The organism is Halanaerobium sehlinense (assembly GCF_055379485.1).
In genome coordinates, this window is record NZ_AP042442.1 from 2,797,817 (window position 1) to 2,810,165 (window position 12,349).

Here is a 12,349-nt window from a genome sequence, read left to right on the forward strand (position 1 = left end):
TTAAGCGAACAGCTTCGCTATATAACCAATTATGATACCAACAACTCCAAAGTCTGCATCACCAAAGGTTGTATTTGCAAAACCAAGTGATCCCAGAACCGGTAATAAGAGTGCTGGTAAGAATGAGATTAAGACTCCATTAACAAAGGCTCCAAGCATGGCTCCTTTTTTACCACCTGTAGCATTACCAAATACTCCTGCGGTTGCTCCTGTAAAGAAGTGAGGCACCATTCCAGGAATAATTAAGGCCAGACCCAGAGGTCCAAGTAAGAACATGCTGATAAGCCCACCTAAAAAGCTGAATAAGAAACCAATAATTACTGCATTTGGTGCATAAGTGAAGGTAATCGGACAGTCCAGTGCAGGTTTGGCATCCGGAACCAATTTTTCGCCAATACCCTGGAAAGCTGGAACAATCTCACCAATAATCATTCGTACACCAGTTAAGATAATGTTAACACCAGCTGCAAAGGTAATACCCTGCATCAGTGAGAACATAAATATACTTTTACCACCTGAATACTCAGAATAAATGTCACGTCCTGCAATTAAAGAAACTACAAAGAAAATAATAATCATAGTCAGGGTTGTTGAAAGAACAGATTCTTTTAAGAAACTTAGAGATTGAGGAACCTCAATGTCTTCAGTACTGTCTTCTGGATCTCCAACAAATTTACCAACCAGACCTGCTGCTACATAACCAGTTGTGCCAAAGTGACCTAAAGCAACATCACTGCCACCTGTAATTTTTTTCATAAATGGTTCTGCCAGAGCAGGGAATAAAACCATTACAAATCCTAAAATGATAGCTCCAACTATAATCAGAGGTGCTCCTGTCATTCCAGCTGTACCTAAAACAGCTGATAATAAAGCTGCCATAAAGAAAATATGATGACCGGTTAAGAAAATATACTTTAGAGGTGTGATACGAGCAATAATCAGATTAGCTATAAAACCAAAACCCATGATCATCGCAGTCTCACTACCAAATGTCTGCTGAGCTAAAGCCACTATTGCTTCATTTGTCGGAATAACTCCCTGAATATTGAAAGCATCCTGAATCATTGGACCTAAATTATTTAAACTTCCTACTAGAACATTTGCACCAGCACCCAAAATAACAAATCCTAAAATACTCTTTAAGGTACCGGATATTACTTTAGAAACTGGTTTTCTCATTAAAGCTAGACCCAAAAATGTCATTAAACCAACTAAAACTGCCGGTTCATTTAAAATTTCATAAACAATAAAATTAATTAAAGCCATAAACTATTCCCTCCTTAAAGTTTTTTGTATGCTGCCAAAACTTTTTCTTTAATTTCATTTTTATCAGTCATATTTTTGACACTAATTACTTCAGCTGGGTGATCAATTTTTTCTCCAATTTCTTCACTCGCAAAAATATAATCTGCCTGTTCTCCCATAATAGATGATAAATCCTTAACTTCAACTGAACCTTCAATACCTTCCTGCTCCATAATCTTTTCTATATTCATTTTCAAAACTAAGCTGCTCCCCAAACCCATTCCACAAACTGCTAGTACTCTCATGCTTTTCTCCTCCTATAATTTTTTGTTTTGACCACCAATATAATTTAAGAATTTTATAAATATTTTGACTAAAATTACTGCTGTGCCAGAATATCTTCGATATAGTTTAAGATCTCTTCTGCACTCCCCATCTCTGCAATATTGTCTACTGCAGATTCTTCCATTAAAACTACTGATAACTCTGAAATTGTTTTGACATGTTTTTCGTTATCTACTGTTCCAAAAGCAAAGGCAATCTGAACAGGATCATTGTTTTCATTGCCAAATTCAACCGGCTCATCCAGGGTGATTAAGCTTAGACAATTTTCCTTGACTCCATCTTCTGGTCTGGCATGTAAAAGGGCAATTCCCTTCCCAATAACCACATAGGGTCCATTGTCGATTATTGACTGTTTCATTGCTTCTATATATTTTTCTTCAATTTGATCTGCTTCTAATAATAACTTTCCAGTTTTGTCTACCACTTCTTTCCAGTCAGCTGCTTTTACATTTACAGCAATGTTTTTCTTTGTTAAAAGATCTAAAATCAAATCTTTTCACCTCCTGAATTATTGCATTTCTTTAACTTCTGACTCTATTATACTCCTGTAATCCCTGCGATGGCAAGAGTTAATAAACTACTTCTTTTTCTAACTATTGTGGCAAATGACTTTATTTATTACAAAAAAGACAGCTTATTGCCGTAATTAAACGGCTTTTAAGCTGCCTTAAAATTAAAATATTAATTTTACTTTTATTAAATTTTAAAAAATTTATCTATATTTTTTAACTTTTATGCTTTCATATTTTTGATCAGGCTTAAATCTCCAGTTTTTGCTGCTTCCAGGATAGGAGCCATATATTCATCTATCATTGAAGCATCAAGTGGTATAGGCATATTTTTCAACTTCATCTCCAGCTGTGGATCTTTGGCTGCCTGCAAAGCCCGCTCAATATGTTGATCACTAAAATCATCTAGTTCGGAAAGTTTTGTGGGAAATTTAATTTCTTTAGCAAAATTTATCATTCCTTTAGCAGCTGCTTCTCCCAAATCACGCCCTGTTAAGTTTGCAATATCTTGCTCAATATAACCATTTCTCTTAAAAATATCAGCTAAAACTTTTAATTGAGGCTCGATCGCTGGAGCAAAAAAGACAGTATAGTAGATATTCATAATCCCACAGGCTCTTCCATGGCTGCTTACATCTACTAAAGAAAAACTGGTTAAATGACCACCATTTGTTCCACCAACCATTATTGAATAGGCTCCCAAGTCAGTTGCCAAACCTAAAGCCTCCCGCGCTTCAGTATTCTGAAGATCATCGACTAATTTAGGGGTGTTCTTGACTATCATCTCTATTGCAGTTGCTGCAATATCTTTTTCTAAATCATAATTTTCCTGATTAATACCATAAAAAACTTCTAAACAATGAGCCATACCATCAAAGGCACCATCAACAGTAACATCTAAAGGCATCGTTTCACTTATCTTATAATCAAAAACGGATTTATGAGGAATAATTGCATCATCTACAATTAATTTTTTCTGCCCACTTACTACATCAGTTACATTAGAATATTTTGTCAAATGAGCCCCAGAACTTGATGCTGTTTGAATTGCTATCATAGGTGTCAAGTGATTACTGCTGTGTTTCAAAGCTTCTGTCACAACACCAGTACCAAAATATTTATCTATGTCAGGGCTGTAATGACCAAGTGATGCCAGCACATTGGCAGCTTTAACAGCATCTATAGTACTTCCTCCACCAATTACAATTATAGAATCAGCTTCAAAAGTATGTATGTATCCTGCTAAACGATAAACATCTTCCCTGGGAGCATTTGGTTCAGCCCCTAGAAAAACTCTATTTCCAGCCATTTTTATCTTGTTTTTTTTAAGTGATTTTTTTACTTCTTTTACAGCAGTTTCTCGATAAGTATCGTTAGAAATTAGCAAAACATTCCGACCATACTCTTCAGCATATTCTCCTACTTCATTTAAGATTCCTACACCTAAGGCATATTCTTCCCCTCTAAAATCATATAGAAGATTTTTCGCTTTTTCTTTTAAATCCATTCTGAAATGCCTCCTTCCATAATTATCTCAACTAACTACATTCTGAGGTTTTTCTGCTAACCAGGCGTCAATATTATCAAATACTATCTCAGCTCTTTTGATAAAGGCTTCTTCTGTTGCAAAAGCGGTATGTGGAGTTAAAATTGTATTTTTAGCATTTAAAAGTGGATGATCCTCAGGAATCGGAGGCTCCATTTCAAAAACATCAATTCCAGCTCCTGCAATTTTATCATTATTTAAAGCCTCAGCCAGAGCTTCACTGTTAATTACTGGTCCACGTGCTGTATTAATCAAAATTGCATCTTCTTTCATTAAGGCAATTTCCTCTACACCGATTAAATCTACAGTTGAATCTTTAAGCGGAACATGCAGGCTCACGATATCACTTTTTCGCATTAATTCATCAATCGGAAGATATTCTACCCCTAATTCCTCTCCCAATTTATGTTTTTTATGGTCATCAACTAGAATCTTGCAGCCAAAGGCAGCAGCTATTTTAGCAGTTTTTTGTCCTATTGAACCAAAACCAATTATGCCAAAGTTTTTTCCGGCAAGTTCATTACCAATTAAACCTTTTCTTGTTTTGCCAGCTCTAACCGCCTTATCAGAATCTTTAATCTTACGCATCAGATCAATTATTAGACCAAAGGCCAGCTCTGCTACAGCCTGATTGGCATAGCCGGAAGAGTTGGAAACTAAAATGTTATTTTCTCTGCAGGCATCCATAGCAATATGATCAAAACCGGTAAAAGCAACAGAAATCATCTTTAAATTTTTAGCAGCATTAATGACTTCAGCAGATAAAGGCTGGTTGGCTATAATTAAAATATCAGCTTTTTTAACTCTTTTAATCATTTCCTGATCATCTTCTGCCCGACTTGAGTAAGCAATCAGCTGATGCCCCTCAGCTTCCAGCCGCTGGCGATACTCTTCAATTTTCATTATTGAAATATTAATCGGTTCAACCATCACAATTTTCATATTATATCCTCCAATTGTTATATTTTTCATTTCATTTAAAAATAATTTAAGCTCCCTTTTCAGCCTTTATTTTTTCATAAGCATCATTAATTTTTTTGAATTCCTGTTCAGCAAAATCCACAAATTCTTCCGGTAAACCCTTCCCAATCACATTATCTGGATGAAATTCTTTAGCCTTTTTGCGGTATTTTCGCTTAACTTCTTTGAAATCAGCTTCAGGAGAGCATTCTAAAATCTTATAATATTTTTCTAAATCATTTGTGTCCACATATTGTGATCTAATACTTTCATATTGACTGTCGCTGATTTTAAAAATATTTTTAGCTTTTTTAATATATAATTCTTCTTTTTGATGAAAATCATTATCTGCTATAGCAACTTTCATCAGCAGATCAAACATTCCTAAAACCAAAGTCTTCTCATTTTTAAAATTATCATAAAACTGCTGAGCATATTCTTCAAAAGTGTTATTTTTTCTTTTAGCTTCATCAAAAATTCTAATTGCCAATTTACGAGCCGAACCCTGAAGTTTTAGCTCATTTTTTATGAATCTATCAATTGTCATAATTTCACTTCTAGTAACAGCCCCATCAGCCTGAGCAAATTTAGCCAGCATTGAAAATATACTGGTAAAAAATATAGTCTGTTTTTCTTCCTGTTGATTTAAATTGTTCTGCTGTCTGTAAGCCCTTTGATTACCACCAGCATCACTACTTTTATCAAAATGATTACCAATTGCAGCTCCAATTACAGCTCCCAGTGGACCCCCAAAAGACCAGCCAACTGTTCCGCCAAGAATTTTTCCCATCCAGGCCATAAATTAATTACCTCCATTAGGTTTAATTTTGTTGAGTTAATTTTAGCATTTTTATAAATCAAGTCAGATATTTTAAACTTTTATTAACTTTTAATTTTATATCCAATTTTAAATAAATAAGTAACTAAAATAAATAAGATCAGGGCAAAAGAACCAATAATCAGAGCAGATAATAAAGGCGAAACATCTGACTTTCCCACAAAAGAAAAACGCACTGCATCCACCATATAAAAAACCGGATTAAATAAAGAAACTTCGCTCCAGATTCCCGGCAGGCCTTTAACTGAATAAAAGACACCACTTAAAAATGTCAGAGGTGTAATAAAAAAGTTTGAAAAAATTGATACATGATCAAATTTTTCCGCCCAAAGACCTGCAATTATTCCAAAAAGCGAAAAGATTGAAGACACTAAAACAGCAAAAAACAGGGCTAAAAATGGATGTGCAACTGCTCCTCCATAAAAATAAATTGATACCAGATAAGTTACTGTTCCAACCAGTAAGCCTCTTACTATTCCACCAATCATAAAACCCAAACTGAGTTCGATATAAGAAAAGGGGGCCAGCAAGAAATCAATGATAATTCCATTATATTTAGCTCCAATTAAAGAAGATGAAGTATTTGCAAAAGAATTTTGGATTAAACTCATCATAATTAATCCCGGTACTATAAAACTGATATATGGTATCCCATACCCCTGAACATCTCTATTTTGAAAAGAATAAGAGAATATAATTAAATATAAACCTGTAGAGATCAAAGGTGCAAATACAGTTTGAATAGCTACCTTTGAAAATCTAAGAACCTCTCTTTTGACAAGACTTGAAAAAGTAACAGTATTAATTTTCATCATCCCCTAAATTAGTCAACTTAATAAAAACATCCTCTAATTTTGCACTTTCAATATTCATATCAACTATATTTAAATTTAATCGATTAATTTTTTTTAGTATTTTATCTAAATTTCGTTTTGCAGTCTCAATTTCAATCTCTCTTTTTTCTTTATTCAAGCTAAAATTCATCTCCAGCAGCTCTTCTTCCAGTCCTTGAACTGAATCAGAAAATTGAATCTTAATCAGCTTTTTGTCAATAGAGTTGATCAGATTTTCCTTAGTATCAACCTTAACTATCTTTCCCTTATTCATAATAGCAATTCGATCACACAAAGCTTCAGCCTCTTCTAAATAGTGAGTTGTCAAGATAATTGTTTTTCCCTTTTTATTTAAATTAATTACATACTCCCAGAGACTGTTTCTTAACTCAACATCAACCCCAGCAGTCGGTTCATCTAAAACAATTATCTCAGGATCATGTACAAGAGCCTTTGCAATTAAAAGCCGCCTCTTCATCCCACCTGAAAGTTCTCGCGGACCAATTTCTGCTTTATCAGTCAGACTTAATGCTGCAAGTAATTCATCTATTTTTTCTGAATTATCTTTAATCCCAAAATACCCAGAATGAATTTTTAGCGTTTCACGAACTGTAAAGTAAGGATCAAAAGTTATCTCCTGCGGCACTATTCCCAAAGATTTTTTTGTTTCCCTATAATTTGAGATAACATCCTTCCCCAAAACTGTGATCTTACCTGAATCTTTTTTTACTAAACCGCCAAGAATACCAATTAAAGTACTTTTGCCTGCACCATTAGGACCCAACAGCCCAAAAAATTCTCCTTTTTTGATATCTAAATTCACATCATTTAAAGCCTGCAGACTGCCGTAACTTTTATTTATATTTCTAATTTCTATAGCTGTAGACATCTTACCCCTCCTTAATAACTGCTTATTTAATATATCAATTTAATAAATAATTTGGTTATTAAACCGTTTCTCTCATTTTAGATATTGAATCTTTAATTGATGAAAGCAGCCAGATTGACATAATTATAAAAGCAGTTAATTCTGCAATAGGAAAAGAATACCAAACTGCATCAAGCCCAAATAATTCTCCCAGAATATACATTCCAGGTACTAAAAAGACAGCCTGTCTTAAAAATGTGATAGCAAAGCTGGGCATTCCTTTTCCAACTGCCTGAAATGTAGCTACACCAATTATATTTAAAACCATAAAAAAATATGATAAACTAACTCTTTTTAAAGCACCAACTCCGATACTTAAGAGTTTGGGATCACTATTAAATAACCTAATTATAAATTCAGGAAATAATTGAAATACTGCAAAACCAATTATACCAAAAGTTAAAGCTGCTGCATTGCCGATTAAAATTGTTTTTTTCATTCGTTCGGAATTATTATGGCCAAAATTATAACCAACAATCGGCAGGTAACCCTGAGTTAAACCAAAAACCATCATTAAAAAGAAAGACTGCATTCTAAAAATTAATCCCATTACTGCTATCGCTGTAGAACTAAAAGCTCCCAAAATAAGATTAATAAAGACAACTGCAAGACTAAAAAGTAAACGATTAGCCATAGCAGGTATTCCTACATTATATATCTCTTTTATTATCTGAAAATCAAACTTAAAATCCTCCAACTTTAAGGTTAATTCATTTTTATCACTAAATAAGACAAATATGATAAATACTCCTCCCACTGCACGTGAAAAAATAGTTGCATAAGCTGCACCAGCTACTCCAAGTTGGGGAAATGGTCCTAAGCCAAAAATTAAAAATGGATCTAATATCATATTTAAAACTGCACCAATGATCATAGTCATCATCGGCAGAAAGGTATTACCTTCTCCCCTTAGTATATAATTAAAAGTTGCCGGAATAAAAACGGCCATTGATCCGGTCAAAATTATATTAATATACTGATAGCCAAGATCTATTAAAATTGAATCATCTGTAAAAATTTTAATTATATCTTCAGCAAAAAATATCCCGACTATTCCACCAATTATCCCATAAATAATTGCAATAAAAAAGACATGCTCAGCCACATTATTTGCTCGGCAGTTATCCCCCTGTCCCAAAAGTCTTGAAATTAAAGAACTAGTACCAACACCTGTTCCAACTCCAACAGCAATTAAAAGCATTTGAACTGGAAAAGAAATCGATAATGCAGACAAAGCATCTGTACTCAGGCGACCAACATAAATACTATCTACAATATTATACATTGCTTGAATAATCATACCTACTATGGCTGGAGCAGATAATCTAAAAAGCAATTTCATTATCGGCTCCTGACCCATTCGGGCCGATTTTGATTGAATTTCCATCTTAACCCTCCATAAATAGTAAAAATTATAATTAAGGTTATTTATTATTTTTAAACATACTGTTTTAATTTTAGCATCTATGTTCAAAGAAAACAATAATTTACTTAACAAATAACTATTATTTGCTTAATTGATAAGTTTTATTAACATTTTTTTCTAAAATAATAGGCATAATATTGCAAATTCTTTGACATTGATTATTTAAAGTGATAAAATTTACATAGAATGGATAAGATACTATTAGATTTTAATCATTAATAATAGATATATATTATTAAATAAGTAGCTAAATTTAGCGTCTTAATTTCTCTTAATTTTTTAGGCTGTACTGTCCATGACAATTATATTAATAAAGGAGGAAAAAGGATGAGTATTAGTTTAAACTTAGTTCTTGCTGCTTTTGGGGGAGGCGCATTTGGAGCTGCTTTAGGAGCACTACCTGCATTTATTTTCTGTGGTTTTCTTGTTATCGCTGGAGAAGCTCTTGCCCTGGCAACTGGTGGAGGTGCTATAACTGGTTCGATTGCTTTTGGTACTTTATTTGGTCCTCATATTGCTTTTGCTGGTGGTGCTGCGGCAACAGCTTATGCCGGAAAAAAGGGGAAACTTGATGATGGTGCGAACATTCTAGCCCCACTTTATGGAATTGATGAGAATTGGGATATCCTACTTGTTGGCGGTATTTTTGGTGTTTTGGGTATGGTAATTAATCAGTTTTTTGGTTCAATAGGTACTCCCACTGATACAATTGCCTTAACTGTTGCTATTTCTGCATTCGTACACAGACTGGCCTTTAGCAAAACAGGAATATTTGGAAAATATGATTCAAGTAAAAGTGATTCACGCTGGAGTCCGCCAGCAGAAATCGCCTGGCTTCCCTGGCAGATGAATTTCTCACAATTACTTTCTTTAGGACTTAGTGTTGGACTAATTTCTGGTTATATTACTATTGTTACAGGAAGTAAATTTATCATGTTTGGTATAACAGCTGCTTCCTTGATTATCTTAGAAACCAAGGGTAAAGGTCCTGTTACCCACCATATTGCTTTTCCTGCTGCAGCCGCTGCAATTGCTACAGGAAGTGTTATCTGGGGAGGTATTTTTGGTATTTTAGGTGCATTTATTGGAGAATTTTTTGCTCGTTTATTCTATGACTGGGGTGACACTCATATTGACCCTCCAGCCTGTACTATTGCTGTTTTAATAACTACCGCAATGCTATTTTTAGGATTTACTTTTTAACTGAATTAATAGAGTTAAAGCTCCTGGCTAATTTTAGTCAGGAGCTTTTTAGATTAAGAATATATTTCATATTTAGTTTAGATAGTTTATAATGTTTATCTTACCGGACAGGCTCCACTTTCACAGGAAGAATCTTCTAACTCTCTTTCCAGATACTCAGTTTCATATTTAGAAACTAAGGATGGATTAAACCGTGCCATTTCTTTTACTCTTTTATTATATTCTTCTTCAGTTATCTCTTCATAAGGCATTAAATCATAGAAGTTATCATTATAAGAAATAAATGAAATACCAACTACACTATTCCAATTTTCCCATAACCACTCTTCCACATCTTCCCATTCATCATCACGGACATGAACAGTAATTGAAGCATTATGATCAACATAATTTTCCATAAACATCTTATATGTTTCAAGCTGATCAATTGCATCTACATCCCCCTTAACTTCGCCTTCAGGAGCCTTAACAGGAAATTCAACTACAAGTGTTTCTGGATCATCTGGATTCTGACCAACTTCTGGATGGATTGGATAATCCAGTTCTTCACAGACTCTAGCCAGTGGGTCAGAAGCAGAAATTCTTACTCTGCGAACATAATATGCACTGTGAGAATAATGAAGACCACTTGAAACTGTTGGCATCTGAGTCTGTGTTCCTTCAGGTTTTACAGTTGTAATCAGTTTTGGCTCATTATCTCCAACTTCTTTTGCAATTTCTCTACTGGCTTTATGAGCAACTTCACGTAATTTTTCAAGTAATTCAGCCTCCTGCGCTTCATTTAAATCAGCAGCATTTTTCATATCCTGCCAGCCGGTCAATGAAGTTCCAATCAGCCTATCTCGTTTATTTATTTGATCCCATTCTGGTAATTCAAACTCAATTAAAGCCATTCTATAACCAGCTCTAGCCGAAAGTTTCTGAGCCTCAAACATAGCTTCGCGATCAATATTGCCTTCAGCATCAACAAAAGCCATTACATTCAATGAAGTTAAATTACACACTCCCCTGGAATCCAGCAAAATTTCAGCACAGGGATTAACACCTTTAAAGTTTTCACGGCGACGGCTTCCTTCAACAGCGTTAATAAAACCTGGTTCACCACTAAAACGCATCTGTTTAACATGCCATTTCAGCTGTTCTTTAGAAGGTTTTCCTTCATAAAAGATACTATTATTGCTCATCTGACGGTGTGAAATTTCTTTATTAATTACCCATTCATCATCTTCTTTGACATATAAATTGCTCTTAGCCTGAGCAATCTCCTTATCATCAGCACTGAATAAGCAAATTTGAGAAGATCTCCTAACTCCACCTGAAACAACATTTTCAGCCACTATATTTGCTAAATCCATAGCATCAATTGGCTTTAATTTTACACGTTTAATATCATCAAGTTCACGATCTGGTTTTTCTGTTAATAATTTATCTATTTTTGTAAACATTCTTTTTAAGCTCTGATGACCGGAAGCTGTTCCACCAAAAGTCTTTAATTTTTCACCCTTTGGACGCACAGAATCATAATTAAAGATAATTCTTTTTAAAGGTCTATAAGCATGGTCAATTAAGAATTTAAAATAATATTCTAAAGACTGAATCCACCCTTCTTTAGAATCACCAACATTTATTGTTACTACATCATCTTCATCAAAAACAAAGTCCGTATATTCTCTTCTTTCATCTTTTTCAACTGGCTCATAATACTTATGAATAACTTCAATATCAGTTCTAATCTTTGGCAGCTTTTCTACATCACGCGGCAGAACTCTGAAACCAACTCCTGATCCGATCATTAAAAGATAAAACAAATCCTGATATGCTTTAAAGCTGTCAATAACAGTAAAGGAACAGTTATAATTACTCATTCCATATTTTTTAGATGACTCTGTAGAAGCTGTCCAGAGTGTACGACCTGCTAAAAAGTTTTTTAAATTGTATACATTATCATACAGTTTCTCTGCTTCCTTTTGAGTCGTTTGTGCCAAAGAACAGTTGTATTCTACTGCTCTTTTTACTGTTTCCCACCAATATTCTCGTCGCTGCTCTTCTTCTAGCCAGCGTGAATATGTTCTATAATAAATAAATTCTCCCAACTCAGTAGGAAAAGGATTGGGTTGGTGTTTATATTTGCTTAAAAACTCATTAGTTAAAAGTTGATTTTCTTTTTCTTTTTTTCTTGATAATCTTGACTGCTGTCTTTTATTTCTATATAAAATATATGCCTTAGCTGTTGTTACATAAGCAGCTTTCATAAGTTTTTCTTCTACTAAATCCTGAATTTCTTCTACTTTAGGTACCTGATCTTCATTGTAAAAATTTATAATTAAATCAGATTCTACATCTAAAGCAACCTGTTCTGCATCATCTTCAGCTGCATCTTCGCCTGACTCAACCATAGCTCTATAAATAGCCTTGGTAATCTTATCTCGGCTGTAAGCAACCTCTCTATCATCTCGCTTAATTACCGTCATCTCAGATTTGCTCAAAATAAAAACCTCCTTAAATTTTAATGCATT

Annotated in this window: 11 protein-coding genes; 1 reads left to right on the top strand and 10 read right to left on the bottom strand. The window is 34.1% G+C overall.

Annotation, left to right across the window (positions count from 1 at the left end):
* The 9 genes from ACZ446_RS13580 to ACZ446_RS13620 form a co-directional block, all read right to left on the bottom strand.
* Window positions 1–1,266, bottom strand: a complete 1,266-nt coding sequence (locus ACZ446_RS13580) for a PTS ascorbate transporter subunit IIC (protein WP_464393081.1) — start codon at window positions 1,264–1,266, stop codon at window positions 1–3.
* Window positions 1,267–1,280: 14 nt separating this feature from the next.
* On the bottom strand, window positions 1,281–1,550 hold the full coding sequence (locus ACZ446_RS13585) for a PTS sugar transporter subunit IIB (RefSeq protein WP_464393082.1): 270 nt from the start codon (window positions 1,548–1,550) through the stop codon (window positions 1,281–1,283).
* 74 nt (window positions 1,551–1,624) lie between these two features.
* Window positions 1,625–2,080, bottom strand: coding sequence for a PTS sugar transporter subunit IIA (locus tag ACZ446_RS13590; RefSeq protein WP_464393083.1), 456 nt, complete (start codon window positions 2,078–2,080; stop codon window positions 1,625–1,627).
* A 242-nt stretch (window positions 2,081–2,322) separates the two neighbouring features.
* Window positions 2,323–3,606 (bottom strand): iron-containing alcohol dehydrogenase, encoded by a 1,284-nt coding sequence (locus ACZ446_RS13595; RefSeq protein ID WP_464393084.1) that lies wholly within the window; start codon window positions 3,604–3,606, stop codon window positions 2,323–2,325.
* Window positions 3,607–3,633: 27 nt separating this feature from the next.
* On the bottom strand, window positions 3,634–4,587 hold the full coding sequence (locus ACZ446_RS13600; RefSeq protein ID WP_464393085.1) for a 2-hydroxyacid dehydrogenase: 954 nt from the start codon (window positions 4,585–4,587) through the stop codon (window positions 3,634–3,636).
* Between the two features lie 46 nt (window positions 4,588–4,633).
* On the bottom strand, window positions 4,634–5,404 hold the full coding sequence (locus tag ACZ446_RS13605; RefSeq protein ID WP_464393086.1) for a TerB family tellurite resistance protein: 771 nt from the start codon (window positions 5,402–5,404) through the stop codon (window positions 4,634–4,636).
* Window positions 5,405–5,487: 83 nt separating this feature from the next.
* Complete coding sequence (locus tag ACZ446_RS13610) at window positions 5,488–6,258, bottom strand: ABC transporter permease (protein ID WP_464393087.1); 771 nt, start codon at window positions 6,256–6,258, stop codon at window positions 5,488–5,490.
* Window positions 6,245–7,165 (bottom strand): ABC transporter ATP-binding protein, encoded by a 921-nt coding sequence (locus tag ACZ446_RS13615; RefSeq protein WP_464393088.1) that lies wholly within the window; start codon window positions 7,163–7,165, stop codon window positions 6,245–6,247. The genes ACZ446_RS13610 and ACZ446_RS13615 overlap by 14 nt, the downstream gene beginning before the upstream one ends.
* A gap of 58 nt (window positions 7,166–7,223) precedes the next feature.
* A complete protein-coding gene (locus tag ACZ446_RS13620; RefSeq protein WP_464393089.1) occupies window positions 7,224–8,591 on the bottom strand; it encodes an MATE family efflux transporter in 1,368 nt (455 codons plus the stop codon).
* Between the two features lie 366 nt (window positions 8,592–8,957).
* On the opposite strand from ACZ446_RS13620, the gene ACZ446_RS13625 reads away from it, so the two are divergent.
* Window positions 8,958–9,833 (top strand): DUF7973 family transport facilitator, encoded by an 876-nt coding sequence (locus ACZ446_RS13625; protein ID WP_464393090.1) that lies wholly within the window; start codon window positions 8,958–8,960, stop codon window positions 9,831–9,833.
* Window positions 9,834–9,928: 95 nt separating this feature from the next.
* Here the strand turns inward: ACZ446_RS13625 and nrdJ are convergent, their stop codons facing one another.
* Complete coding sequence (gene nrdJ, locus ACZ446_RS13630; protein WP_464393091.1) at window positions 9,929–12,319, bottom strand: ribonucleoside-triphosphate reductase, adenosylcobalamin-dependent; 2,391 nt, start codon at window positions 12,317–12,319, stop codon at window positions 9,929–9,931.
* Between the last annotated feature and the right edge of the window lie 30 nt (window positions 12,320–12,349).

Bases quoted from the DNA above. Each gene is read 5' to 3' on its own strand.
- ACZ446_RS13580 (WP_464393081.1), bottom strand. From the start codon at position 1,266: ATGGCTTTAATTAATTTTATTGTTTATGAAATTTTAAATGAACCGGCA.
- ACZ446_RS13585 (WP_464393082.1), bottom strand. From the start codon at position 1,550: ATGAGAGTACTAGCAGTTTGTGGAATGGGTTTGGGGAGCAGCTTAGTT.
- ACZ446_RS13595 (WP_464393084.1), bottom strand. From the start codon at position 3,606: ATGGATTTAAAAGAAAAAGCGAAAAATCTTCTATATGATTTTAGAGGG.
- ACZ446_RS13600 (WP_464393085.1), bottom strand. From the start codon at position 4,587: ATGAAAATTGTGATGGTTGAACCGATTAATATTTCAATAATGAAAATT.
- ACZ446_RS13605 (WP_464393086.1), bottom strand. From the start codon at position 5,404: ATGGCCTGGATGGGAAAAATTCTTGGCGGAACAGTTGGCTGGTCTTTT.
- ACZ446_RS13610 (WP_464393087.1), bottom strand. From the start codon at position 6,258: ATGATGAAAATTAATACTGTTACTTTTTCAAGTCTTGTCAAAAGAGAG.
- ACZ446_RS13615 (WP_464393088.1), bottom strand. From the start codon at position 7,165: ATGTCTACAGCTATAGAAATTAGAAATATAAATAAAAGTTACGGCAGT.
- ACZ446_RS13620 (WP_464393089.1), bottom strand. From the start codon at position 8,591: ATGGAAATTCAATCAAAATCGGCCCGAATGGGTCAGGAGCCGATAATG.
- ACZ446_RS13625 (WP_464393090.1), top strand. From the start codon at position 8,958: ATGAGTATTAGTTTAAACTTAGTTCTTGCTGCTTTTGGGGGAGGCGCA.